Here is a 25,534-nt window from a genome sequence, read left to right on the forward strand (position 1 = left end):
CTTTCCCTCTTTTCCTTTTCCCAACACCGCAAACCATGTTTACCCAAGTCCGCCAGCACCTCCGCACCCCGCGCGACCTCCTGCGCTTCTGCATCAGCCGCTTCAACCAAGCCCGCCTCAGCTTCGGCCACGGCAGCGACAACGCCCACGACGAAGCTGCCTACCTCATCCTCCACACCCTAAACCTCCCGCTCGACACCCTCGAGCCCTACCTCGACGCCGCCCTACTGCCCCAAGAAATCGACGCCGTGCTCAGCCTAGCCGAACGCCGCGTAAACGAACGCATCCCCATGGCCTACCTCACCCGCCAAGCCTGGCAGGGCGACTTCGAATTTTATGTGGACGAACGCGTGCTCATCCCCCGCTCCTTCATCTACGAAATGCTCGGCGAACCCATCGCCCTGTGGACAGACGGAGCCGACCGCGTCCGCCGCGTGCTCGACCTCTGCACCGGCAGCGGCTGCCTCGCCATCCAAGCCGCCCACCACTACCCAGAAGCCCAAATCGACGCCGCCGACCTCAGCCCCGACGCCCTCGAAGTGGCCGCCATCAACGTGGCCAACTACGGCCTCGAAGAACGCATCCGCCTCATCCAAAGCGACCTCTTCGACAATCTTTCCGGCACCTACGACCTCATCATCTCCAACCCGCCCTATGTCAATGCCGAAAGCGTGGCCGCGCTGCCCGCCGAATACCTGCACGAGCCCGAAATGGCGCTCGGCAGCGGTGAAGACGGCCTCGACGCCACCCACCAAATCCTCAACCAAGCCGCCCGCTTCCTCAACCCCAACGGCATATTGCTGGTGGAAATCGGCCACAACCGCGAAGTCCTCGAAGCCGCCCGCCCCGACCTGCCCTTCTTCTGGCCCGAACAGAGCGACGGCGGCAGCAGCGTCTTCCTGCTCACCCGCGAGCAGCTGCTGGGCGAAGCGTAAGCCGTTCCGCGCCGTTGAAACCAACGGCTGGCTTCGCTGCAGACGCTTGCTTTTCAGGTAGCCTCTATCCGTTCGGAGGCTACCTGAAAATTTTTAGCGCTTCGAACACGCCTTGCTTTGCCTGTTTGATTTTCAGGTAGCCCCTTACGCCAAGAAGGGCTACCTGAAAACATAAGCTGCCAAAAAGCTAAGCTAACGCATAAACGCAACCGCCCATGCCAAAAAGGCTACCTGAAATATTTTTCAGGTAGCCTTTGCTTCATTCAGCGTTTAATTACCAGGCATCAGGCAGACTTCTGCTCCTGCCCGCCGCTGCCTTTGCTGAACACAATTTTCGTTGCCTGCCAGGCCACGCAGCAGCTGCCGGCGATAAACACCAAATCAGAAATGGTGCGAATCCAGCGCAGCATCACCAGCGAATCCTGCTGCATAAAGTGTTCGCTGCGCGCCATCCACAGGCCGTCGGTGATGGCGGCGTGGATTTGGATGATGCCGGCCGGCAGCAGGCTGGTGATAATCATGCCCACCAAGCCCAAGTTCAGCAGCCAGAAGCCGTAGCTCATCAGCTTTTCTTCAAACTCGTAGTCCGGTTTCAGGTAGCGTGCTACCAAGAGCACGAAGCCCAAGGCGAGGAAGCCATACACGCCGAACAACGCGGCATGGGCGTGCACCGCAGTGGTGTTCAGGCCTTGCAGGTAAAACAGCGAAATCGGCGGGTTGATGAGGAAACCGAACACGCCGGCGCCGATCATGTTCCAAAACGCCACGGCCACAAAGCACATCAGCGGCCAGCGCAGGCGTTTCATCCACGGTGTGGCATGCTGGTAAGACCAATGCTCGTGCGCCTCTTTGCCCAGCAGGATCAGCGGCACCACTTCCAGCGCGGAGAAGGAAGCGCCCACAGCCATAATCGGCGTGGTGGTGCCGGAGAAATAGAGGTGATGGAAAGTGCCGGGCACACCGCCGATCATAAACAGCGAAGCGGCCACAAGAGAAGCCACGGTGGCCGATTTGCGGCTCACCAAGCCCAGGGTGTAGAAAATAAAGGCCAGCGCCACGGTGGCAAACACTTCAAAGAAGCCTTCCACCCACAGGTGCACCACCCACCAGCGCCAGTATTCCATCACGGTGAGGCTGTCGTGCTCGCCGTAGAACAGGCCCGGCGCATAAAACACGCCCACGCCCACCATGGAGGCCACGAAAATCGCCAGCAGGTTTTTATCGCTGGTTTTGTCTTTAAACGCAGCCACGGTGCAGCGCAGCATCAGGAACAACCACAGCAGGAGGCCGACCATCAGCAGAATCTGCCAGAAGCGGCCTAAATCCAAGTATTCGTAGCCCTGGTGGCCGAACCAGAAGTTCAGATGCGCGGGCATGGCGTGGCTCAAGGCCAGGAAGTTGCCGCCGTAGGAGCCGCCCACCACGATAAACAGCGCCACAAACAGCGCGTTCACGCCCAGCGCCTGGAATTTCGGGTCTTTGCCGCCGTTCACCACCGGCGCGAGAAACAGGCCGGCGGTGAGGAAGCCGGTGGCAATCCAGAAAATGGCGGATTGCAAGTGCCAAGTGCGCACCAAGGCATAGGGGAACCAGTCGGAGAGCGGGATGCCGAAGAAGCGCTGGCCTTCCACCGTGTAGTGCGCGGTGAGCCCGCCGAGCAGGATTTGCACCACAAACAGCGCCACGGTGAGGAACACATATTTGCCCAGCGCGCGCTGCGAGGGGGTGAGCTGCACCTTGCTGATGGGGTCGCGCTCCGGCATTTGCGGATCGGGCTCGTGGCGGTGCAGGAACGACCAGCCCCACACGAGCAAGCCGATGCTGGCCAGCAAAAACACGATGCTGGCCACCGACCACATCACGTTTTCCGCAGTGGGCACGTTGTTGATGAGCGGCTCGTGCGGCCAGTTGTTGGTGTAGGTGGCGTTGTGGTCGGGGCGGTTGGTGGCGGAGGCCCAGGCCGTCCAGAAGAAGAAGTTGGTGAGGCGCTCGCGGCGTGCTTCATCCGGCAGCGTGTTGTTTTTCATCGCGAAGTGTTCGCGCGTCTGCTCCATGGCAGGGTCGTTGCCGTAGAGCGCGATGTAGTACGGAGCCACGGTCCGGATGGCTTGGATGCGGGTGTCGCTGAGCACTACTTTGCCGTCGGCGCCCATGCGGCTGCCGTTGCGGTATTCTTCGGTCATGGCGGCTTTCAGCGCGGCCTGTTGATCGGCATTCAGCTCGTCGAACATTTTGCCGTGCTGGGCTTGCGCGCTGATGTTCAGCCAGGCCACCAGCTCGCGGTGCAGCCAGTCGGCCGTCCAATCGGGGGCTTGGTAGGCACCGTGGCCGAGAATCGAGCCCAGCTCCATGCCGCCGGTGCTCTGCCAGGCGGATTGCCCGGCCAGGATGTCGGCCTTGCTGATGACGGTTTGCCCGTTGGCGGATACATAGGCTTCCGGGAAGGGCGGCGCCTTGCGGTACACCTCCACGCCCAGGTAGCCCAATATGGAGAAGGTTATCGTCAACACAATGATGAGCGACAACCAGAGTTTCTTATATTGTCCCATGGTCATTCCTCTAGTGATGGTTTTGTTGGCGGCGGTTTGCGCCGTGATGCGGAAACGGAAAGCGGCTGTGCGGCGGGCAGTTTGCTGTTTGGCAGGCGTTTCAACCGTGCTGCACGCCGCGCGGCCGCATCCGTTCCCGCTGTCACTATAGCGATTTTGCGTGGGGAAATATCTAGCTAGAAAGTATGAATTTGTGTGAAGAAGCAGGCTGGAAAGGCTACCTGAAAAATGAAAAACCGTATTCCGGCATGGGAATACAGTTGGTGTGGCAAGCAACGGGAAGGCTACCTGAAAATTTCAGGTAGCCCCTCATCCACCATCAAAACGCCTCGCCCACTTTCACGCCGCCGGCCACATCCTGCGGCGAGGCCAGCGCGGCGGTGAAGGCTTGGGCGGCTTGAAATTCGGGTTGCGCCATCACCGCGGCATAGTCGGCACTCGTGCCGCGCCCGGCCATGTATTGCCAGCGCGCGGCCAGCTGCGGGTTTTCAGGTAGCCTGAAGCCTTCCAGCAGTTCGTCCACCCAATCCGGGCGGTTGCACACCAACACAATATCGCAGCCGGCGGCAAAGGATTGCGCCGCCCGCTCGCGGATGCCGCCTGCCGCGCCCGCACCTTCCATGGTGAGGTCGTCAGAAAAAATCACGCCGTTGAAACCCAGCTCCTGCCGCAGAATCTGCTTCAGCCACACGCCGGAGAAACCGGCCGGCTGATTGTCCACCGCCGGATACACCACGTGCGCCGGCATCACGGCGGCCATGCCCGCGGCAGCCAAAGCGCGGAAGGGCTGGATATCCGCCGCCATCAGCTCGGCCAGGCTGCGCGGGTCTTCCGGCAGCACATGGTGGCTGTCGCCCGCCACAAAGCCGTGGCCAGGAAAATGTTTGCCGCAGCTCTGCATGCCGCCGCGGTTCAGGCCGCGTTGCAGCGCCAAAGCCAGCGCGCCCACGATTTCGGCCTGGCGGTGGAAGCTGCGGTTGCCAATCACGGCGCACTGCCCCCAATCCAAATCCAGCACCGGCGTAAACGACAAATCCACGCCGCAGGCGCGCAGCTCCGCCGCCAGTACCCAGCCTATTTTCTCCGCCGCCGCTTCCGCCGCAGCCTGCCCCTGTTCTTCCCAGATTTTGCCCAGCACGTTCATGGCCGGCAGGCGGGTGAAGCCTTCGATAAAACGCTGCACGCGCCCGCCTTCGTGGTCCACTGCAATCACCAGCTCCGGCGTACGCAGCGCCTTGATTTCGGCGCACAACTCCTGAAGCTGGCTGCGGCTCTGATAATTGCGGCGAAATAAAATCACCCCGCCCACGGCCGGATGCAGCAGGCGCTGTTTTTCTTCTTCGGTCAAACGGTAGGCGGCAACATCGGCCATAACCGGGCCGCGCGGCAGGCAAACTGGCATATCAATCTTTCTGCGTATCAATGAAAGCGCGGATTTCATCACTTCCGCCGCCAAAACACAAGCCGCAGCCTTTTAATTCTGGTAAAACCGATTGAAACGGCGCGGCGGAAATGTTGTAATGCCAGCCGTTATTTTCTTTGTCCTCAATTAGGGAGTGTTATGCAAAAAAATATGTTCCGCACCGGTTTGCTGGCCGCCGCCGTGATGTTTGCCCTGGCCGCCTGTAACCAACAGCCCGCTTCCGGCAGCGCTTCTGCCCCGGCAGCCGCTTCTTCGGCTTCCGCCGCCGCATCCGCCAGCGCCCCCGCCGCTTCCGGCGCCCTGGCCAATATGAACGACCAGCAGAAAGCCAGCTTCTTAATCGGCTACCTGCAAGGCACCCAGCTCAAAGAAGCCAGCGACAGCGGCATGGAATTGGATATGGAAGCCGTGGTGAAAGGCCTGCAAGCCGGCATGGCCAGCGAGCCGCAGCCCGTGAGCGATGAAGAAGCCAACAACATCCTCCAGCAATACCAAGCCTCGCAGATGGCCAAGCTCGCCACCCGCCAGCAAGAAGAAGGCAAAACCTTCCTCGAAGCCAACAAAGCCAAAGAAGGCGTGAAAACCACTGCTTCCGGCCTGCAATACAGCGTGAAAACCGAAGGCACCGGCAAACAGCCCAACGCCAACAGCACCGTTACCGTACACTACGAAGGCAAGCTGCTCGACGGCACCGTGTTCGACAGCTCCATCCAGCGCGGCGAGCCCGCCACCTTCAAGCTGAACCAAGTCATCAAAGGCTGGACCGAAGGCCTGCAACTGATGAAAGAAGGCGGCGAATACACCCTCTACATCCCCGCCGAGCTCGCCTACGGTGAAAAAGGCAGCGGCAACATCCCGCCCAATGCCGTGCTCGTGTTTAACGTGAAGCTGATTAAAGTCCAGTAAGCCGTCAGCCACCCCAAAGGCTACCTGAAAAGCAAAAAGCATTTTCAGGTAGCCTTTTGTTTAGCCCCAAACACATCCAGGCTACCTGAAAAAGAAACCCAAACCCCTATCACAACTTTTCAGGTAGCCTCTATAATCCCCCATCCCTATCCAGCGAAACGCCCACCATGCAAAAAATCTTCGTCCTCTACACCGGCGGCACCATCGGCATGAAATCCACTCCCTTCGGTCTCCTTCCCGACACCGAGCTCGCCGAAAGCGCCCTCCGCCCCTACTCAAGCCAAGCCACCTTCCACTGGCACATCTGCCAGCCCCTCATCGACAGCTCCAACCTCACCCCCGCACACTGGGCAGAATGGCTCGCCATCATCCAAGCCGCCCTCCCCGCACACGACGGCATCCTCGTCCTCCACGGCACCGACACCCTCGCCTACACCGCCAACCTCCTCGCCCTCGCCCTCGACAACCAAGCCAAACCCATCGTCCTCACCGGCTCGCAAAAGCCCTACCACGCCCCGCACAGCGATGCCCCCGCCAACCTCCGCACCGCCGTTGCCGCCCTGCAAAACCCCCAGTTGCACAGCACCGTCATCGCCTTCGACGGCCGGCTCTACCCCGCCATCGGCAGCAGCAAATACAGCACCGAACGCGACGACGGCTTCGACAACCCCCACTTCGGCACCTGGCAGCCCGGCCAAGCCCAGCCCCACAGCCTGCTCAGCCCCCTGAGCGCCCAATTCCAGCCCCAAGCCCGCGTGTGCAGCCACCTACTCACCCCCGGCAGCAGCGCCGAACAAATCGCCCACAGCCTGCGCCACTTCCCCCAACAGGCCGCCATCCTCCTCGGCTACGGCCAAGGCCACGCCCCCGAAAGCCCCGAGCTGCTCCACGCCATCCAGCACTTCACCCAACACGGCGGCCTCCTGCTCAACCTCAGCCAAGCCCACCACGGCCGCACCGGCACCGACTACGCCCAAGGCAACGCCCTGCGCCAAGCCGGCGCCGTGGGCGGCGGCAAATGCAACATCGAAACCGCCACCGCCCTCATGACCCTCGCCGCCGGCAACCGCTGGACAGCCGGCCAGCTGCAACAAGCCCTGCAACAGCTCGGTTTAGCCTGATTGCCCCGCAGCACAAAAGGCTACCTGAAAAACTGATAAACGGTTTTTCAGGTAGCCTTCTTTCGCTTATAACTGCTATGTAAAAACGACAAAAGTTCCAGCTATCATGTCTTGAAGCGTTTGACGATTACGTTTTTTGTTATACATCATCACAAAACAAATAAAATATATAGATGCTGGGATAATGAAAATAAACGGCCACCCACAATATTTAGCTATTGGATAAGTAATAACTTTCAACAAAAAAGCAAATGCAACTTCACGCACTAATACATATCGCAAAAATCCAGGACTCTCTCCATTCTCAGCAATCACTTTAATGTCAATTATCATCTGGCCAATTGATTGGCCTTTTATGCTCATAAAAATTAATTCGAGTATTGTCCATGGCACCAATAAAATTCCCGTTACTACCATTGCCATTACAACTGTATCACCACTTGAACCCATAGCAAGCACCGCTTGAGATAAAGTAGCTAAAAACGAGAATCCGAAAATTACAAATAGAAGCCTATCCAATAATCCTGATATTAATCTCAGTCCTGGTGTAGCCAGTTCTAATTCTCTACTATCCTGATTTCCTACTGGCTGCATTACGATAATTCTAGAATTTGAAATATTTCCTTGTTCATCGGATTGGAGTTTGCTCATGCTGTTTTCCCCAATTTATATCCAATAACTAAAAAGCACATTATTTAAGAGATGGATAATTAAACGCGCTTGTTTTCAGGTAGCTACCTAGCAAAACAAGCGCGTTTATCAATCACCTTACAGCGAGTAATACATTTCAAATTCCAGCGGGTGCGGTGCCATGCGGATGCGGCGCACGTCTTCTTCCTTGAAGGCGATGTAGCTGTTGATCCAATCTTGGCTGAATACGCCGCCGCGCAGCAGGAATTCGTGGTCGGCTTTGAGGGCTTCCAACGCTTCTTCCAGGGAGGCGCACACGGTGGGCACGAGCGCGTCTTCTTCCGGCGGCAGGTCGTAGAGATTTTTGTCGGCCGGGTCGCCGGGGTGGATTTTGTTTTGGATGCCGTCGAGCCCGGCCATCAGAAGCGCGGCAAACATGAGGTAGGGGTTGGCCGTGGGGTCGGGGAAGCGCACTTCCACGCGGCGGGCTTTCACGCTGTGCACGGTGGGGATGCGGATGGAAGCGGAGCGGTTTTTGGCGGAATAGGCCAATTTGGTGGGCGCTTCAAAGTGCGGCACGAGGCGTTTGTAGGAGTTGGTGGAGGGGTTGGCGATGGCGTTGAGGGCTTTGGCGTGTTTGATGATGCCGCCGATGTAGTAGAGGGCGGTGTCGCTCAAGCCGGCGTAGCCGTCGCCGGCAAACAGGTTTTGGCCGTTTTTCCAGATGGATTGGTGCACGTGCATGCCGCTGCCGTTGTCGCCCATCAGGGGTTTGGGCATGAAGGTGGCGGTTTTGCCGAAGTTGTGCGCCACGTTGTGGATCACGTATTTCATGTCTTGGGTTTGGTCGGCACGGTGCACGAGGGTGCTGAATTTGGTGCCGATTTCCATCTGGCTGCCGGTGCCCACTTCGCCATGGTGCACTTCTACGGGAATGCCGATTTCTTCCAAGATATTGACCATGGCGGAGCGCAAGTCTTGCCCGCTGTCCACGGGGGCAACGGGAGCGTAGCCGCCTTTCACCGTCGGGCGATGGCCGGTGTTTTGGCCTTCCAGGTGCAGGCCGCTGGCCCAGGCGCCGCTTTCGGAGGTGATTTCGAAGCGGGCTTTGTGCATATGGGTTTCAAATTCGATGCCGTCGAACACGAAAAATTCGGGCTCGGGTCCGAAATAGGCGGTGTCGCCCACGCCGCTGGCTTTGAGGTAGGCTTCGGCGCGGCGGGCAATGGAGCGCGGGTCGCGGTCGTAGCCTTGGCCGCTGGCGGGATCGATCACGTCGCAAGTGAGCACCACGGTGGCGTCGTCGTAGAAGGGGTCGATGAAGGCAGTGGCCGGGTCGGGGCGCAGCAGCATATCGGAGGCCTGTACGCCTTTCCAGCCGCCGATGGAGGAGCCGTCGAAGGGCTGGCCGTTTTCAAACCATTCTTCCGGGTCTTCCAGCACCACGGAAGCGGGCACGGTGAAATGGTGCTGCTTGCCCTTGGTGTCGGTAAAGCGCAAATCGACGAAACGCACGTCGTTTTCTTCAATCATTCTCACTACATCGGTAACGGACATGGTGGCACTCCTTTGTGCGGAAACAAAATCAAGCGGCCATTCTGCCACAACTGCCGCCCGGCGGTATAGATTTTTATCATATCCTATCCGGCACCGCACCCTGCAAGAGTAAAAGGATACCTGAAAAATATCTTCAACGAAGTTAAGATGCCGAAGCCGTTTTTCAGGTAGCCTCAGCTTCGCCACAACAGCGCATGGGAAAATCCGCTTTAAGCATTTTAACTTCGCTAAAACTCACTTTCTTCGTTTTCAGGTAGCCTTTTCAGGTAGCCTCCATGCGGTTTGGCAGGCCGCACGCAAACCAGCCAACATACAATCACAGCAAACTGCCGCTTGAAAACCCGCCGCCCGCCCCCACGTTGCCCCGCAATGAGGAAAATCCAAAGCCTCAACCCTATTTCAACCGAGATAACAAGAGAAAACAATGAGCCAAAACCAACATACATCCAGCAACATCCAAACCCTGCCGATGTTGCCGCTGCGCGACGTGGTGGTGTATCCCCACATGGTGCTGCCCCTGTTTGTGGGCCGCCCCAAATCCATCGCCGCGCTCGACGCCGCCATCGAGCAAGACGGCCCCGTATTCCTCTTGGCGCAGAAAAACCCCGCCAACGAAGACCCGAACGCCGATGATTTGCACGCCATCGGCACGCTGGCCAACATCCTGCAAGTGCTCAAACTACCCGACGGCACGGTGAAAGTGCTGGTGGAAGGCGTGCGCCGCGCCCGCGCCATCGAAATCGACGACAGCGGCGATTATTTCCAAGCCCGAGTCGAGGTGCTCGAGCCCGCCGAACAAGCCGACAGCTGCGACTACGAAGCCCTGCGCCGCACCCTGCTCGCCCAGTTCGACCAATTCATCAAGCTCAACAAGAAAATCCCCGGCGAAGTGGCCAGCACCATCCACGGCATCGCCGAGCCAGGCCGCCTGGTGGACACCATCGCCGCCCACTTGCAGCTCAAGCTCGAACAGCGGCAGGAAATCCTGGAAATCATCGACGTGGCCGAACGCATGGAACACCTGCTCGGCCAGCTTGAAGCCGAGCTGGACATCCTGCACGTGGAAAAACGCATCCGCGGCCGAGTGAAACGCCAGATGGAAAAATCCCAGCGCGACTATTACCTGAACGAGCAGGTGAAAGCCATCCAAAAAGAGCTGGGCGAAGGCGACGAGCGCGAAGAGCTCGACCAACTCGAACAGCAAATCCGCGAAGCCGGCATGAGCAAGGAAGCGGAAGAAAAAGCCCTGGGTGAAATGAAAAAGCTGCGCATGATGCCGCCGATGTCGGCCGAATCTTCCGTGGTGCGCAACTATATCGAAACGCTGGTGGATATTCCTTGGAAGAAGAAAAGCAAGGTTAGCAAAGATATTGTGCAGGCCGATTTGGTGCTCAATGCCGACCACTATGGCCTGGAAAAAGTGAAAGAGCGGATTTTGGAATACTTGGCCGTGCAAAAACGCATGAACAAGCTCAAAGGCCCGATTTTGTGCCTGGTGGGCCCGCCCGGCGTGGGCAAAACCTCGCTCGGCCAATCCATTGCCAAAGCCACCGGCCGCAAATACGTGCGCATGGCCTTGGGCGGCATCCACGACGAGAGCGAAATCCGCGGCCACCGCCGCACCTACATCGGCTCCATGCCCGGCAAAATCATCCAGAACATGATCAAGGCCGGCGTAAACAACCCGCTGTTCCTGCTCGACGAAATCGACAAGCTCGGCCGCGATTTCCGCGGCGACCCGGCCAGCGCCCTGCTGGAAGTGCTCGACCCCGAGCAAAACCATTCCTTCGCCGACCACTATGTGGAAGTGGATTTCGACTTGAGCAACGTGATGTTCCTCGCCACCTCCAACAGCATGGACATCCCGCCGGCCCTGCTCGACCGCATGGAAATCATCCGCCTCTCCGGCTACACCGAAGACGAGAAAGTCAACATCGCCTTGCAATACCTCGTGCCCAAGCAGATTGAGCGCAACGGCGTGAAAAGCGGCGAAATCGTGATCGAAGAGAGTGCCGTGCGCGACATCATCCGCTACTACACTCGCGAAGCCGGTGTGCGCTCACTAGACCGCGAAATCGCCAAAATCTGCCGCAAAGTGGTGATGAAAAAAGTGCTGGAGAAAGACAAACAGTCTGCCGCCGGCCAACGTGCTGCCAAATTGGAGCCGGAAGTGGTGGATGCCGCCAACCTGCACGACTACCTCGGCGTGCGCCGCTTCGACTACGGCGTGGCCGAAAGCGAAAACCGCATCGGCCAAGTTACCGGCTTGGCGTGGACCGAAGTGGGCGGCGAGCTGCTCACTATCGAAGCTGTGGCCCTAAAAGGCAAAGGCAACATCCTGCGCACCGGCAAGCTGGGTGATGTGATGCAGGAATCCATTTCCGCCGCCTGGAGCGTGGTGCGCTCGCGCGCCGAAGTGCTGGGCATCGCGCCGGATTTCTACGAGAAAACCGACATCCACGTGCACGTGCCGGAAGGCGCCACGCCGAAAGACGGCCCCAGCGCCGGTATCGGCATGACGCTGGCTATCGTGTCCGCCCTCACCGGCATTCCGGTGCGCGCCGACGTGGCCATGACCGGCGAAATCACTCTGCGCGGCGAAGTGCTGCCCATCGGCGGCTTGAAAGAAAAACTGCTGGCCGCGCTGCGCGGCGGCATCAAGCATGTGCTGATTCCCAAGGAAAACGTGAAGGATTTGGAAGAAATCCCGCAAAACGTGAAGGAAGGCTTGAGCATCCACCCCGTGCGCTGGATCGACGAAGTGCTCTCCTTCGGCCTGGAATACCAGCCGCAGCCTTGGCAGGAAGACCCGGCAGCCAAGCCGAAAACTCCGGCCAAAACCGGCGGCCGCGCCACCAAGCATTAGCGTGCAATCCGGCAGGCTTTGTTGTGCGAAAGGCTCAATCCTGCCGGATTCGTTGAAAATAGCCGCCCGCAAGCCGCTTATTTGCTTGACCAATGATTTTGGACTTGCTATAAAGCAGCCTGTTACAAATAAAAGCATTGCTCGCCGGTGCGAATCGGCAGCTTTTCGTTACTCCTCAACCAGAAAGGGACTTATTGTGAACAAGTCTGAATTGATTGAAGCGATTGCCAAGGAAGCCGATATTTCCAAGGCTGCTGCCGGTAAGGCATTGGATGGTTTGACTAAAGCCGTTACCACCGCCCTGAAAAAAGGCGACACCGTAACGCTGGTCGGCTTCGGTACCTTCTATGTGGGCGAACGCGCCGAGCGCAAAGGCCGCAACCCGAAAACCGGCGCCGAGCTGGTTATCCCGGCTGCCAAGTCTCCCAAATTCCGTGCCGGCAAGGCGCTGAAAGACGCGCTGTAAATCAAGCGCCTTATGATTGCCAAAAAGACAGGTATTCCGCCTGTCTTTTTATTTTGCCCCGAGCCAGCGAAAGCTCCGTTTTCAGGTAGCCTTCCTTGATTTTCAGGTAGCCTTTGACGCACACAATCAGGCTACCTGAAAAATATTGGCTGAAACCCATTGCATCGCCCGCATCACTCCCTTTGCTCTCCGGCCAATCCGTTTAAGCAAACACCTAGCCCGACATCGTCAGAACCGTTACAATACCGCCTTTCATCCAACCACCGCATCACGCTTATGTTTGCCATAGTCGAAAAACACCGCCGCCTGTCCCAAATCCTGCTGGCGCTGGTCAGCATCACCTTCATCGGTTTCGGTGCCGAAAGCCTCTCCTCCGGCATCCGCGGCCACTACGTCGGCAAGGTGGGCGACACCACCATCACCGCCGAAGAAGTGCAGAGCATCGTCCGCGCCGCACATCAAAACGGCAACGCCGGCGCCACCAACGAATCCGCCTTCCAATCGCTGGTACAGCAGGCCTATATCGAACAGGGCGCGCTCGAGCTGGGCGTGGGCGAACTCTCTGTCGAGCAGATTAAAAGCGTGATTGCGCGCGACCCCGAATTTCAAACCAACGGCCAATTCGATCCCACCAAGCTCCGCAACTACCTGAGCGCGGCCGGCCTGAGCGAAGACCGGCTGATCGACAACATGCGCCGCCAATACCGCCGCCAAACCCTGCTCGGCCTGATCACCAACGGCAGCATCGTCAGCACCAGCCAGGCCGAACAGCTTTTAGGCATGATCAACAGCGAACGCGAACTGCGCAGCGCCCCCTTCCAAGCCAGCGATTACGCCGGCAAAGTGCAGCCCACCGACGCCGTGCTGAAAACCTATTTTGAGGCCAACAAAGCCCGCTACGCCCTGCCCCTGGCCGTGAAGCTGGAATACGTCGAACTGAGCCTGGAAGAGCTGGCCAAACAGCAACCCGTGAGCGCGCAGGAATTGCAGGAAGCCTATCAAAACCTGCTCGCCGCCGGCAGCGAAGCCAAGCCCTCGTTTGACAGCGTGAAAGCCCAGCTGGAAGACAGCGTGCGCCAGCGCAAAGCCTCGCAGGCCATGGGCAAAGCCCGAGAAGAGCTGGAACAGCTCGCCTTCGACAACCCCAATAGCCTGCAAAAAGTGGCCGAGCAAATGAAGCTGCCGCTGCAAAAACAAGACGAATGGCTCAGCCAGCCCGACGTGGCCGCCTCCCAGCTGCCCGACGCCGTGAAAGAAGCCCTGTTCAGCGCCGAAGTGGTGGAGCGCCGACACAATTCCGAGCTGCTCGACATGGGCAACGGCGTGCTGCGCATCGTGCGCGCCACCGATGTGAGCAAAGCGCGCAACCAATCGTTTGAAGAAGCCAAAGATGCCGTGCGCCGCGACTATATAGCCGCCGAAAGTGCCAAGCTCGCCCAAGCCGCCGCCGCCGAAGCCCTGCGCAAACTGCAAGCCGGCCAAGCCGCACCTGCCCTGCAATGGGGCCAGGTAGAAAAAGTGGGCGCCAGCCAGCTGCAGCAAAACCTAGGCATGGAAAACTTCGCCGCCATCGTGAAAGCCCGCCCGCAAAACGGCAAGCCCGGCTATGCGCTGGTGAACCTGCCCGGTAGCGGCGCCGCGCTGGTGGAAGTCCGCTCCGTATCCCTACCGGAAAACAGCAAGGAGCAGCTGCCGCAGGTGCGCCAACTGGCCGGCCAGCGCAACGGCGAACAGTTCTACACCCAATTCATCCGCGGCCTCGAGCAGAAATTCCCGCTGCGCAGCGGCAACCAGAAACTGAATCCGGACGAGTAGCAACCCACCTCCACCCGATGCCAACAGGCTACCTGAAAACTATTTTTCAGGTAGCCTGTTTTGATTGGAAATGGCAGGTTTCATTTCGCTTGAAATGTATGACAACGCTTGCGCTCAAACCCAACTTTTAGCGAGCAACGGCTACCTGAAAGCGTGAGCTTCAACGAAGTTAAAACGATGTCTTGGCGCAGCCAAGGCTGAGTTTCTGCGGAGCTAAAGCGCAAACTTCAACGAAGTTAAAACCATATCGGCCCTGCCATTTAAGCTTCCCTGCCGCTCAAACTTTCAGGTAGCCTGTGTTGCTATGCTTCAAGCGGCTTCCCGCAAATCATGCTCGGAGCAACAACACTCCGCTTACTTCATCCTATAAATAAACAGGCTACCTGAAAAATAGTTTTCAGGTAGCCTCCAAATATACAGCGCAAGTAGGCTCGCTAGCACGCCGCCAAATTGCGCAGTTCGCGCGCGGCGTCGGCAATTTCGCCGGCGGTGAGGCCGATGGGGCCGATGCCGCGTGCGGCCAAAAGCTCCGCTGCCGTGCCGTGCAGCCACACCGCGGCGCAGGCGGCTTCCTGCATGGGCAGCTGCTGCGCCAGAAGCGCAGCAAGCAGGCCGCTGAGCACGTCGCCGCTGCCGGCGGTGGCCAGCCCGGGGTTGCCGCTGTCGTTTTCATACACGATGCGGCCGTTGGGCGTGCACACCACGGTGTTCGCGCCTTTGAGCACCACATAGCTGCCGTAGCGCTCGGCAATCTGCGCGGCGGCCAGATAGCGGTTGCCCTGCACTTCTTCCACAGAAATATCCAGCAGGCGCGCGGCTTCCAGCGGGTGCGGCGTGAGCACCACGTTGTTGGGCAAAAACAGGCGCTCCACCGCCAGCATATTGAGCGCGTCGGCATCGAGCAGCAGTGGCGCGTCGGCATGGATGGCGGCGGCGGTGGCCTGCTCCAGCAGCTGGCGCGAGCCGTCGCTCATGCCCAGCCCGCAACCCACGGCATACACGGTGATGTCGCGCCGTTGCAGCAGCTGCAGGGCGGTGGCAAGCATGATTTCGGGGTAGGCGGGCAGATAGGGCAGCGGTAGGCCGTTTTGCGCAACCCCGAGCCACACCTTGCCCGCGCCGCCCTTGAGCGCCGCCGTGGCCGCCAGCACGCCGGCGCCGCTCATGCCGGCCGCACTGCCGATCACCGCCACCGTGCCGAATTTGCCTTTGTGGCTGTCTTCGGCGCGCGGCTTGGCCAGCAGGGGGAAACGGAAACGCGCGGTGTGCTGCCACTGCGCTAAAAACTCGGGTAAATCCGCCATATCAAACCTCGTGTGATGAAAATTAACGAAATGCCAAGCAAACGGCATACCGACCGCGCGGCTGCCGTCAGGAATCTTGAGCTAGGGCAAAAACGGCGCTTCCCGCCACTGCCCCTGCGCCAAGCCGAGCTGCCACAAATCCAGCCGCCCGATGCCCACGCGCACCAGCCGCAGGCAGGGGTAGTCCGCCTTGGCCGTCATGCGGCGCACTTGGCGGTTTTTGCCTTCGCTGATGCGGATTTCCAGCCAAAAGTCCGGCACGCTTTTGCGCACCCGTATCGGCGGCACGCGCGGCCACAGGCGGTCGGTTTCCCATTTTTCAGGTAGCCTGATTTGCGCCGGGCGGGTAATGAAGTCGCCCAAATCCACGCCTTGCCGCAGCCTATCCAGCTTGGCGTCGTCCGGGCTGCCTTCGAGCTGCGCCCAATAGGTTTTCACCATTTTGTGGCGCGGGTCGGCGATTTTGGCCTGCAGGCGGCCGTTGGCGGTGAGCAGCAGCAGGCCTTCGCTGTCGGTGTCCAGCCGGCCGGCGGGATAGACGTCTGGCAGCGGGATAAATTCCTTGAGCGTGCGGTGTTTTTCGTGCGGGCTGAATTGGCAGATCACACCGTAGGGCTTGTTGAAAACGATTAAATCGGACATGGCGGTATGGGAGATAAAGGCTACCTGAAAACGATGTCTTGGCGCAGCCAAGGCTGAGTTTCTGCAAAGCTAAAAACAAGATAGCTAAAAGTTTAGAAGCATATCAACGATTGGTTGCAGCACAATAATCCTGCCAAAAGAGAATGTCTTCATCCAACACGCAGCAGTATCGGTGTGCAGTCGGATAAGGGTTGGCAATCACGACGCCTTCGCTCACGCAATAATCGTCGCCGCAATCCATATACAAATAGAGATAATCACCGGCTTTAATCGTGCGCATATCGCCATCGAAACAGCAAACGCTATCCGTTTGCGTCAGCCCGACAATGTGCCGGCTTAAACGCTCGTTATCCAAATCGGCATAAACCCGTTCGGCCAAAGGAATGAACTTCATGGCGCTCATTTTATCGCTAACATTTTCAGGTAGCCTGCCTGTGAACAAAACAACTGAATTATATAGCTGAAACCATTGCCATTCCAGCCATACCCGCCCCGCCGTCCGCCGTATTTCCAAGCGCCCCGCCCCGCGCAGCAGTATAATCACCCCCGGCCCGCTTGAGGCTACCTGAAATGATTCCACCTTCCCCAACGAGACCGCCATGCCGCCCCCATCCGCACCGGCCGCGCTGCCGACCAGCTCCGCCCCGTGAGCATCACCCCCCACTTCCTCCCCCACGCCCACGGCTCCGCCCTCATCGCCTGCGGCCACACCAAAATCATCTGCACCGCCAGCATCGAAGAGAGCGTGCCCCCCTTCCTGCGCGGCAAAAACCAAGGCTGGGTAACCGCCGAATACGGCATGCTCCCCGCCTCCACCGCCTCCCGCATGCGCCGCGAAGCCGCCCAAGGCAAACAATCCGGCCGCACCCAGGAAATCCAGCGCCTTATCGGCCGCTCCCTGCGCGCCGCCGTCGATTTGAGCCTGCTGGGCGAACGCCAAATCCTCATTGACTGCGACGTGATCCAAGCCGACGGCGGCACCCGCACCGCCAGCATCACCGGCGCCTACGTCGCCCTGCACCTCGCCATCGGCAAACTCCTCGCCGAAGACAAAATCACACAAAACCCCCTGCGCGAACAAATCGCCGCCGTTTCCGTCGGCGTGGTTGACGGCACCCCCCTGCTCGACCTCGACTACCCCGAAGATTCCGGCTGCGACAGCGACGTCAACCTCGTGATGACCGCCTCCGGCAAAATCATCGAAATCCAAGGCACCGCCGAAGGCGCCCCCTTCAGCATCCCCGAGCTCACCCGCCTGCTCGAGCTCGGCCAAAAAGGCACCGCCGAACTGTTCCGCCATCAAAGCAACGCCCTCGTCGCCGCCCGCCAAGCCGGATAAATTTCAGGTAGCCTCCACACCGCATAGCAGGCTACCTGAAAACAAAATCAGCTCACAAAACAAGCACCAAACAGGAGAAAAATATGAAACTCTACATCAGCCCCACCTCCCCCTACGGCCGCCTCGTCCTGCTCACCGCCCTGCCCCGGCACGACCTTAATTTTGCCATCGCCTACGTCAATCCTTGGGAAACCCTGCCGAGCTCCAAGCCCTCAACCCCTTCTCCCAAGTGCCCATCCTCCAGTTCGACAACGGCACCACCATCTGCAACAGCCCGTTTATCCTCGACTTCCTGCTCGGCCACCCCCTGCACAACGCCGGGCAAACCGCCACCGCCGCCTACGCCTTCGCCCTGCTCGACCAACTGGTGAAAGCCTTCGGCCTGCAAAAATTCAAAGCCGAAAACACCCCCGACCACCCGCTTGCCGAACGCGCCCGCGCCGCCTGCAAGCGCGGTTTGGCCAACGCCCCGCAGCTTGATGCCGAGAGCGGCGATGTAGCCCATCTCGCGCTGGGCATGGCCTTCGCCTTCATGCAATCCCGCCTGCCCGAATTGCAGCCGCAGCTCAGCCCCGCCAACCAGCGCGCCTTGGCAACATTCCTCGCCCGTGCCGACGTGCGCGCCGTGTCGCCGGAAAACTTGGAGCAAGGCCCGGCCACGCTTTCGCAACTGCGGCAAAGCATCGCTTAAGCGCCGACACCCCGCCGTAACGGCAAAAGGCTACCTGAAAACGTTTGGGCAATACAGGCCGAACGTTTTTCAGGTAGCCTTTTCATTCTGTGCTGCAACGGAAATCCGAGCGATGCAACACACAGTGCAAAAAAACAGCCTGCCGCAGATGCGGGCAGGCTGTTGGCGATAGCGCTTCGAGATTTGGCAGTGGTTTGTGTTTTAGTCCTCTTGCGCCGCCAGTTGCAGATAGTTCTGCAAGCCCATATTCTCCACCAAGTCGAGCTGGGTGTCGAGCCAGTCGAGGCGTTCTTCGTTTTCGTCTTTCTGCTTTTCCAGCAGCTGGCGGGAAACGTAGTCTTGCTTCTCTTCGCACACGGCGATGGCTTCAATCAGTGCTTGGTGTTTGTCCTGCTCTTTTTGCAGGTCGCAGCGGATGATTTCTTCGGCGGTTTCGCCGATGAGCAGTTTGCCGAGCTCTTGTAGGTTGGGCAGGCCTTCGAGCAGCAGGATGCGCTCAATCAGGGCGTCGGCTGCCTTCATTTCGGTGATGGATTGTTTGTAGAAATAGCCGCCGAGCTCTTCCAAGCCCCAGTTTTTCAGGATGCGGGCATGCAGGAAATACTGGTTGATGGTGATGAGCAGGATGCCGAGGTTTTTATTCAGCTGGCGGATAACTTCGCGGTCGCCTTTCATGGCTTGTCCTTTCCGGTTTACAGCTGGCTTTGCAGGTAGTTTTGCTCGCCGAGCAGGTCGATGAGGCGCAGCTGCTGTTCGAGCCAGTGTGCGTGGTCTTCTTCGGTGTCTTTGAGCTGGGCCACCATCAGATCGCGGGTAACATAGTCTTGTTTTTCTTCGCACAGTTTGATGCCGCGCTTGAGGTTTTCGCGCACTTCGTATTCGGTGTCCAAATCGAGTTGCAGCATTTCGCGCACGGTGCGGCCGATGCGCAGCGGAGCGGGCACCATCTGCGGGGTGCCGCCGAGCATGAGGATGCGGCGGATGAAATCGGCGGCGTGCTCGGTTTCGTCTTCCATTTCGTGGCCGATGCGGGCGAAGAGCTTGCTGTAGCCCCATTCGTCGTACATGCGGGAGTGGATGAAATATTGGTCGCGGGCGGCGAGCTCGCCGGCCAGCAGCTGGTTCATGTAATCGATAACTTCTTTGTTGCCTTGCATTTTTTGCTCCTGATTTTTGTGATGGATGGTGTGTGGCAGCGGGATTTCGGTGCTGCCCTTTTGCTGGGGCGGAATTATACGCAGCTTGTTGCGAAAATTCTCATATCGCAGTTATAAATGCGAACAATTATCCTGCAAAACAAGCGCTTCGCTATTTTTCAGGTAGCCTAAAGCCAAATAAAATAAAAGGCTTGACTGCGGGCGGCCAGGCAACTGAATCTGCCAACAATTCTCATTGCCCGCCATCTTTACCTTTCTTTGCACTGCAAGTGTGCCTTTTTTGGAATGCTTTGGGAAACATTGGCTTGCAGATGAGAACCATTGGCGTTCCAGCGCCGCTGCCCATGGTGGAAAATTTTCAGGTAGCCTCTTTCATGCTTGGGAGGCTACCTGAAAATTTTGGGAACGGCAGTTCTACTCGATGGCCACATAAGCCACAGACAACACTTCGATTTCCTCCCTGCCCTCCGGCCCGTGGAACACGATTTCGTCGCCCTCGCGGGCTTTGAACAGGGCGCGGGCCAGTGGGGAAGTCCAGGAGATTTTGTTGCGGGCGGTGTCGATTTCGTCCACGCCCACGATGTGTACGGTTTGCTCGCTGCCGTTGCCGCGCAAAATCTCCACGGTGGCGCCGAAGAAGATTTGGTCGGTGGGCTCGCGGGTGGCGGGGTCCACCACTTGCGCGGCTTCGAGCCGTTTGGTGAGGAAGCGGATGCGGCGGTCGATTTCGCGCATGCGGCGTTTGCCGTAGAGGTAGTCGCCGTTTTCGCTGCGGTCGCCGTTGGAGGCCGCCCAATTTACGATTTGCACGATTTCGGGGCGTTCTTTGTTTACCAGCTGGTAGAGCTCGTTTTTCAGCGCCTGCCAGCCGGCGGGGGTAAGGTAGTTGGGAGGGGTGTTGCTCATGATTTCGCTTGCATCCAATTTTTCAGGTAGCCTGTGTGGGGAAGAGTTCACACTTCCCATATCAGCCCGGCCACGGCCAAGCCGGCGGCGGTGCCGACCATGGCCACGCGGCTGCCGCGCTGCCAGAGATTGCCGGTAAACGCTTCGTGCAACACGGTGGGCAGGGAGGCGGATACCTGGTTGCCGTGGGTGGGGTAGATATTGACCAGGCGGCGCTCGCTGATGCCCAGGCGTTTGGTGATGTGCTGCATGCCGAGGTGGCTGGCCTGGTGCACCAGCCACAGGTCGCAATCGGCAATGCTCATGCCGGCGAGCAGTTCGCCCAAGATTTCGGGCAGCACTTCGGCGCTGCGGCGGAACAATTCGCGCCCGTGCATTTTGAAATAAAAATCCTGCGGCCGCATGCCGGACACCATATTGCGGCGCGTGCCGCCGGCGGGGATTTGGCACAGGGAAACCGCGTCGGGATAGTTTTTCATCACAAAGCGTCGGATACCGCCCTCGCCGCAGCCGCGCTCCACGATGGCGGCTGCGGCGCCATCGCCGAAAATCAGCGAGGATTCTTCGTCGGCCCAGTTCAAGCCGCGCGAGGCGAGGTCGCAAGCCACGATGGCGATGCGCCGGTGGCAGCCGCTGTTGAGCAGCGCAGCGGCGTGTTGCAACGCGGGCAGGAAGCCCACACAGCTGGCGTTGAGGTCGTAGCCCGCCCTGCCCCGCCAGCCCAGCGCGGCCAGCACATGCGCGGCGGTGCACGGCAGCGCCTGTTCGGGCACGCCGTTCACATTAATCAGCAAATCGATGCTCTCCGGCGCGATGCCGCCGCGAGCGCAGGCATCGCGCACCGCCCGCGCCGCCAGATCGGATTGCAGCAGGCCCAGCTCGGCGTGATGGCGGTGCACAATGCCGCTGCGTTTCTGCACATAGCCGCGCGGTTTGCCCAAACGTTCGTCCAGCTCGGCGGAGCTAACGATGCGTGCAGGCAGAGCCTTGCCGGTGGCGAGCAGGGAAAGGGGAAGGAAAGGCATAGGGGAAGCGTGTATGTTAATAAAGCGGCTATTGTAAACCCGCGCGGCAGGCGGGGAAAGGCTACCTGAAAATCGCTTTACCTGCTTTAGCTTCGCAGAAACTCGCTTTGCTCGTTTTCAGGTAGCCTCAAGCGGGGGAAGAGGCTACCTGAAAATTTTCCGCTATTTGCGCCAATAGGCGGGGGTGAAGAGCATGAACACGGTGAAGATTTCCAGGCGGCCGAGCAGCATGACGGCGGCGCACAGCCATTTTTGCACGGCGGCAAGGTTGGCGTAGCTGCCGGCGGGGCCGACGCTGCCGAGGCCGGGGCCGGCGTTGGTGATGCAGGCGGTGGCGGCGGTGAGGGCGGTAACGAAATCGAGGCCGGTGGCCATGAGGGCGAAGGTGGCGAAGATGATGGTGAGGAAATAAACGGCGGTGAACACGAGCACGGTCATGGCGGTGCGCTCGGCGATGTGCATGCCGTTGATTTTTACGGTGTGCACGGCGTTGGGGTGCAGCAGCAGCATCATTTCGCGCAGGCTGAATTTAAACAATACGATGGCGCGGATGGTTTTGAGCCCGCCGCCGGCGCTGCCGGCGTTAGCGAGGATATTGGCGAGGAAAAACATCCAGAGGGACACGGGCAGCGGCCAGGCGGCGAAGTCGGTGTTGGCGTAGCCGTTGGCCAGGCCGATGGAGATGAAGTTGAAGCCGACAAAGCGCAGGGATTGCGACCAATCGGGGTAGAAGTCTTTGTGCCACAAATAGAGGGCGCACACGATGATGCTGGTAATCAGGGTGGTGATCATCACGCGCACTTCGCTGTCGCGGCGGTAGACGTTGAGGCTGCGTTGGCGGAAGGCGTAGTAGTGGTTGGTGAAGTTGATGGCGGCGATGACGCTGCCGACGGATAAAATCATTTCGATGGGCACGGAATCGAAATAGGCGATGTTTTGATCGTGGGTGGAGAAGCCGCCCAGGCCGAGGCAGGACATGGCGTGGCACACGGCATCAAGCCAGCTCATGCCGGCCAGGCGCAGGGCGAGGCAGACGGCGAGGGTGAAGAAAACGTAGATCAGCCAAAGGTTCTTGGCGGTTTGGGAGATGCGGGGGGCGAGCTTGCTGTCTTTGTGGATGCCGGGGATTTCGGCTTTGAACAGCTGGGTGCCGCCCACGCCGATCATGGGCAGAATGGCCACTGCCAAAACGATGATGCCCATGCCGCCCACCCAATTGAGCAGGTGGCGCCAGAAGTTGAGCGAGGGAGGGAAGCTGTCGAGGTTGGTGAAAACGGTGGCGCCGGCGGTGGTGAGGCCGGAGATGGCTTCGAAGAAGGCGTCGGTGTAGCTGATGCCGGGCAGATACCAATAAAACGGCAGGGAGGCGACCACGGCAAAACCCACCCACAGCAGGAAAACGAGGGTGAAGCCGTCGCGGGTGCGCAGCTCGCGCTGATGGCGGCGGGTGATGAGCCAGATGATGCCGGAGGCGCAGATGGTGGCGATGGCGGTGTCGGCAAACACCCAAAAGGCCGCGTCTTGATAAATATAAGACACCAGCGTGGGCGCCAAGAGCAGCAGCGAAAAGATGAAGCCGAGGCGGGAGAGAACGTGGATGATGGGGGCGAGTTTGTGGTACATGGCAGCGGGCACCGCGGGCGCGCGGAGTTTTCAGGTAGCCTGTTTGGGCGGCGCGTATTTTAACCTATCGGCGCGGGCGGGTGGCATTCGGATGGCAAAGGCTACCTGAAAACGGCAGCTTCAACGCTTAAAACACAGCGGGGCGGTGTTTCTGCCCGGCCGGGAAGCGTTTGCCTGCGCGGGCGGTATTTTTCAGGTAGTCTGTTGGCAGGCGGGGCAGTGTTAGAAGCGGCCGGCTTTGGCTATAATACAACCCGTTTCCAACGCTTTTGCCCAAGGGGGTTTTCATGCGCTATCCGCCGTTTGCCCGCGCCGCTTTGCTGGCGCTGCTCTCTCTCTCCGTCCTGCCCGCGCTGGCCGACAATGCCCAGCGCGTCCACCAGGCCTGTTCGCACTATTTAAACGAACAGCCGCGCAATGATTACGGCCCCGTGATGGGCTTGAGCCGCCACCAAAGGTTCGGTGGCACCCGCGCCGTGCCGCCGGCAGCCATGATGAACCGCTCGGTGGCTTCGTATGAAGTGGCGCCTTCCGCCGCGCCCGCGCCGCAAGCGGCAGCCACCAAAGATTCATTTATCGGCCTTGAAGGCGCACACGGCTCGCTTCGCGCGCGGCCGCAGGTAATCCGCCCGCCGCTCCCGCGCCAAAACACCGAGCGCTACGCCCACCACGAGCCCAACCCCGTGCACGCCGTGGCCGAGCAGCCCGTTTCCACCTTCAGCATCGACGTAGACACCGGCAGCTATGCCAACGTGCGCCGCTTCCTCAGCCAAAACCACCGCCTGCCGCCCGCCGATGCCGTGCGCATTGAAGAAATCATCAACTATTTCGACTACGGCTACGCCGCCCCCGCCGACGGCAAACCCTTCGCCGTGCACACCGAAACCGTGGATTCGCCCTTCCGCAGCGGCGCCAAAATTCTGCGCATCGGCATCCAGGCCAAAGAAATGAGCCACGCCGCCCTGCCGCCGGCCAACCTCGTGTTTTTGGTGGACGTGTCCGGCTCCATGTATAGCCGCGACAAGCTGCCGCTGGTGAAATACACCCTCTGCACCCTTGCGCACCAAACCCGCGCCCAAGACCGCATCACCCTCGTTACCTATGCCGACGGCAACAAAGTCGTGCTCCCGCCCACGCCCGGTAACCAGCGGCAGAAAATCCTCGCCGCGCTCGACGGCCTGCGCGCAGGCGGCTCAACCGCCGGCGAAAACGCCATCCAGCAGGCCTACCAAGCCGCCCAGCGCGCCTATATCCGCAACGGTATCAACCGCATCCTGCTCGCCACCGACGGCGATTTCAACGTGGGCATCACCAATTTCAACACCCTGCGCAGCATGGTGGCCGAAAAACGCAAGAGCGGCATCTCCCTCACCACCCTCGGCTTCGGCAGCGGCAACTACAACGACCGCCTGATGGAGCAGCTCGCCGACGCCGGCGACGGCAACCACAGCTACATCGACAGCCCCGAAGAAGCCCAAAAAGTGCTGCACCGCCAGCTCTCCTCCACCCTGGCCACCGTGGCGCAAGATGTGAAAACCCAAGTGGAATTCAACCCCGCCACCATGAAAGAATACCGCCTCATCGGCTATGAAAACCGCCTGCTCGCCCGCGAAGACTTCAACAACGACCAAGTGGACGCAGGCGACATCGGCGCCGGCCACAACGTTACCGCCCTGTATGAAATCATCCCCGCAGGCCAAACCGGCTGGCTGCCCGAAAGCCGCTACCAGGCCGCCCCCGCCCGTGCGGCAAACGACAAGGCCGGCAGCGAATACGCCTTCATCAACCTGCGCTACAAACTGCCCGGCCAGAGCAGCAGCACCCTCATCAGCAGCCCCGTGGCCGCCGGCAGCAAGCCGCTCGCCCAAGGCAGCAACGCCACCCGCCAGGCTCTCGCCGCCGCTTCGTTTGGCGAACTGTTGCGCGGCGGCAAATACAGCGGCAGCTTCGGCTGGCCGCAAACCCTCGAGCTCGCCCGAAGCGCCCAATCCCCCGACCGCCACGGCCTGCGCCGCCAGTTTGTGCACCTGATTGAGCAAGCCCAGCAGCTCAGCAGCAAGCCGCAATAAATTTTCAGGTAGCCTTTATCCGCATAAAGGCTACCTGAAAATACATATTACAAAGGAACAAACATGAAACTTCCCCGATATTCCATCCTGCTGCCCATCCTGTTGAGCAGCGCCGCCGCCTTTGCCGCCTGCGGCAGCGACGGCACCCGCCAATGCTTTGCCGTACGCGATAACCGCATCATCAGCCAAGGCAGCTGCCAAGTTTTCGTCTGCTCCAACGCGCGCGAACACATGGAAGAAATCGAGTTTGGGCAATACCGCCTGTATAGCAGCACCTCCATCGGCAGCAACCGCTCCTCCGCCTCCATCAACAACCAGCCCGCCGTCCAAGTGCGAAACCACCGCTTCGGCAACGATACCCGGTGCCTCAAAACGCGCAGCGGCAGCACCATGATTTGCGTGTCGGCCACCCCGCCGGAAGGCACAGAAACCCCCCGCCGCGAGCCATAATCAGCGGCTGTCGATTTTGTTTCATTGCTTTCGTTGCATTGAAGCTGAATCCTTCAGGCA

Annotated in this window: 23 protein-coding genes; 10 read left to right on the top strand and 13 right to left on the bottom strand. The window is 59.5% G+C overall.

What is annotated here, in order from left to right; all coding sequences use genetic code 11:
• Positions 1-35 precede the first annotated feature (35 nt).
• Entirely contained in the window at positions 36-935 is a 900-nt protein-coding gene (prmB, locus tag LG371_RS11610) for a 50S ribosomal protein L3 N(5)-glutamine methyltransferase (RefSeq protein ID WP_225748581.1), read from the top strand.
• Positions 936-1,219: 284 nt separating this feature from the next.
• Here prmB and LG371_RS11615 read toward each other — a convergent pair whose 3' ends face one another.
• Both LG371_RS11615 and nagZ read right to left on the bottom strand, forming a co-directional pair.
• The gene (locus tag LG371_RS11615) at positions 1,220-3,484 is read right to left on the bottom strand and encodes a nitric-oxide reductase large subunit (RefSeq protein ID WP_225748582.1); all 2,265 of its coding nucleotides are present in this window, start codon (positions 3,482-3,484) and stop codon (positions 1,220-1,222) included.
• A 319-nt stretch (positions 3,485-3,803) separates the two neighbouring features.
• The gene (gene nagZ / locus LG371_RS11620) at positions 3,804-4,886 is read right to left on the bottom strand and encodes a beta-N-acetylhexosaminidase (protein WP_082890724.1); all 1,083 of its coding nucleotides are present in this window, start codon (positions 4,884-4,886) and stop codon (positions 3,804-3,806) included.
• 159 nt (positions 4,887-5,045) lie between these two features.
• On the opposite strand from nagZ, the gene LG371_RS11625 reads away from it, so the two are divergent.
• Positions 5,046-5,813, top strand: coding sequence for an FKBP-type peptidyl-prolyl cis-trans isomerase (locus tag LG371_RS11625; RefSeq protein WP_225748583.1), 768 nt, complete (start codon positions 5,046-5,048; stop codon positions 5,811-5,813).
• Positions 5,814-5,980: 167 nt separating this feature from the next.
• Positions 5,981-6,934, top strand: coding sequence for an asparaginase (locus LG371_RS11630; RefSeq protein ID WP_225748584.1), 954 nt, complete (start codon positions 5,981-5,983; stop codon positions 6,932-6,934).
• A 75-nt stretch (positions 6,935-7,009) separates the two neighbouring features.
• Here the strand turns inward: LG371_RS11630 and LG371_RS11635 are convergent, their stop codons facing one another.
• The gene (locus tag LG371_RS11635; RefSeq protein WP_225748585.1) at positions 7,010-7,585 is read right to left on the bottom strand and encodes an RDD family protein; all 576 of its coding nucleotides are present in this window, start codon (positions 7,583-7,585) and stop codon (positions 7,010-7,012) included.
• A gap of 117 nt (positions 7,586-7,702) precedes the next feature.
• The gene (glnA, locus tag LG371_RS11640; RefSeq protein WP_225748586.1) at positions 7,703-9,121 is read right to left on the bottom strand and encodes a type I glutamate--ammonia ligase; all 1,419 of its coding nucleotides are present in this window, start codon (positions 9,119-9,121) and stop codon (positions 7,703-7,705) included.
• 424 nt (positions 9,122-9,545) lie between these two features.
• Between glnA and lon the strand changes: the two genes are divergently transcribed.
• Together lon and LG371_RS11650 are read left to right on the top strand one after the other, a co-directional pair.
• On the top strand, positions 9,546-11,987 hold the full coding sequence (lon, locus tag LG371_RS11645; protein ID WP_225748587.1) for an endopeptidase La: 2,442 nt from the start codon (positions 9,546-9,548) through the stop codon (positions 11,985-11,987).
• 196 nt (positions 11,988-12,183) lie between these two features.
• Positions 12,184-12,453, top strand: coding sequence for an HU family DNA-binding protein (locus LG371_RS11650; RefSeq protein ID WP_067591684.1), 270 nt, complete (start codon positions 12,184-12,186; stop codon positions 12,451-12,453).
• Positions 12,454-12,463: 10 nt separating this feature from the next.
• On the opposite strand, the gene LG371_RS11655 is transcribed toward LG371_RS11650, so the two are convergent.
• A complete protein-coding gene (locus LG371_RS11655; RefSeq protein WP_156503494.1) occupies positions 12,464-12,613 on the bottom strand; it encodes a hypothetical protein in 150 nt (49 codons plus the stop codon).
• 116 nt (positions 12,614-12,729) lie between these two features.
• Here LG371_RS11655 and LG371_RS11660 point away from each other — a divergent pair, with 116 nt between their 5' ends.
• The gene (locus LG371_RS11660) at positions 12,730-14,268 is read left to right on the top strand and encodes a peptidylprolyl isomerase (protein WP_225748588.1); all 1,539 of its coding nucleotides are present in this window, start codon (positions 12,730-12,732) and stop codon (positions 14,266-14,268) included.
• A 434-nt stretch (positions 14,269-14,702) separates the two neighbouring features.
• Here the strand turns inward: LG371_RS11660 and LG371_RS11665 are convergent, their stop codons facing one another.
• The 3 genes from LG371_RS11665 to LG371_RS11675 all read right to left on the bottom strand — a co-directional run bounded on the left by LG371_RS11665 (position 14,703) and on the right by LG371_RS11675 (position 16,608).
• Positions 14,703-15,572 carry an NAD(P)H-hydrate dehydratase gene (locus LG371_RS11665; protein WP_225748589.1) on the bottom strand — a complete coding sequence of 290 codons (870 nt, stop codon included), beginning with the start codon at positions 15,570-15,572 and terminating at the stop codon, positions 14,703-14,705.
• A gap of 81 nt (positions 15,573-15,653) precedes the next feature.
• On the bottom strand, positions 15,654-16,214 hold the full coding sequence (locus LG371_RS11670) for a pseudouridine synthase (protein ID WP_067591693.1): 561 nt from the start codon (positions 16,212-16,214) through the stop codon (positions 15,654-15,656).
• 103 nt (positions 16,215-16,317) lie between these two features.
• Entirely contained in the window at positions 16,318-16,608 is a 291-nt protein-coding gene (locus LG371_RS11675; RefSeq protein ID WP_225748590.1) for a hypothetical protein, read from the bottom strand.
• Between the two features lie 216 nt (positions 16,609-16,824).
• On the opposite strand from LG371_RS11675, the gene rph reads away from it, so the two are divergent.
• Both rph and LG371_RS11685 read left to right on the top strand, forming a co-directional pair.
• Positions 16,825-17,553 carry a ribonuclease PH gene (rph, locus tag LG371_RS11680; protein WP_225748614.1) on the top strand — a complete coding sequence of 243 codons (729 nt, stop codon included), beginning with the start codon at positions 16,825-16,827 and terminating at the stop codon, positions 17,551-17,553.
• 184 nt (positions 17,554-17,737) lie between these two features.
• Positions 17,738-18,244 (top strand): glutathione S-transferase, encoded by a 507-nt coding sequence (locus LG371_RS11685; RefSeq protein ID WP_225748591.1) that lies wholly within the window; start codon positions 17,738-17,740, stop codon positions 18,242-18,244.
• A 201-nt stretch (positions 18,245-18,445) separates the two neighbouring features.
• On the opposite strand, the gene bfr (LG371_RS11690) is transcribed toward LG371_RS11685, so the two are convergent.
• The 5 genes from bfr (LG371_RS11690) to LG371_RS11710 all read right to left on the bottom strand — a co-directional run bounded on the left by bfr (LG371_RS11690) (position 18,446) and on the right by LG371_RS11710 (position 22,955).
• The gene (gene bfr, locus LG371_RS11690; RefSeq protein WP_067591699.1) at positions 18,446-18,919 is read right to left on the bottom strand and encodes a bacterioferritin; all 474 of its coding nucleotides are present in this window, start codon (positions 18,917-18,919) and stop codon (positions 18,446-18,448) included.
• 17 nt (positions 18,920-18,936) lie between these two features.
• Positions 18,937-19,401, bottom strand: a complete 465-nt coding sequence (gene bfr / locus LG371_RS11695; protein WP_067591702.1) for a bacterioferritin — start codon at positions 19,399-19,401, stop codon at positions 18,937-18,939.
• A gap of 414 nt (positions 19,402-19,815) precedes the next feature.
• Positions 19,816-20,307: a transcription elongation factor GreB gene (gene greB / locus LG371_RS11700; RefSeq protein WP_225748615.1), complete on the bottom strand. Its 492-nt coding sequence runs from the start codon at positions 20,305-20,307 to the stop codon at positions 19,816-19,818.
• A gap of 47 nt (positions 20,308-20,354) precedes the next feature.
• The gene (locus LG371_RS11705) at positions 20,355-21,332 is read right to left on the bottom strand and encodes a 3-oxoacyl-ACP synthase III family protein (protein WP_225748592.1); all 978 of its coding nucleotides are present in this window, start codon (positions 21,330-21,332) and stop codon (positions 20,355-20,357) included.
• A 162-nt stretch (positions 21,333-21,494) separates the two neighbouring features.
• Positions 21,495-22,955, bottom strand: coding sequence for a TrkH family potassium uptake protein (locus LG371_RS11710; RefSeq protein ID WP_225748593.1), 1,461 nt, complete (start codon positions 22,953-22,955; stop codon positions 21,495-21,497).
• A 491-nt stretch (positions 22,956-23,446) separates the two neighbouring features.
• Here LG371_RS11710 and LG371_RS11715 point away from each other — a divergent pair, with 491 nt between their 5' ends.
• Positions 23,447-25,024 (top strand): von Willebrand factor type A domain-containing protein, encoded by a 1,578-nt coding sequence (locus LG371_RS11715; RefSeq protein WP_370632697.1) that lies wholly within the window; start codon positions 23,447-23,449, stop codon positions 25,022-25,024.
• Between the two features lie 63 nt (positions 25,025-25,087).
• Positions 25,088-25,474 carry a hypothetical protein gene (locus LG371_RS11720; RefSeq protein ID WP_067591716.1) on the top strand — a complete coding sequence of 129 codons (387 nt, stop codon included), beginning with the start codon at positions 25,088-25,090 and terminating at the stop codon, positions 25,472-25,474.
• The last annotated feature ends 60 nt before the right edge of the window (positions 25,475-25,534 follow it).

Origin of the sequence: Eikenella sp. Marseille-P7795, from assembly GCF_916618725.1 — a bacterium.
In the GTDB taxonomy this organism is placed as follows: Bacteria; Pseudomonadota; Gammaproteobacteria; order Burkholderiales; family Neisseriaceae; genus Eikenella; species Eikenella longinqua.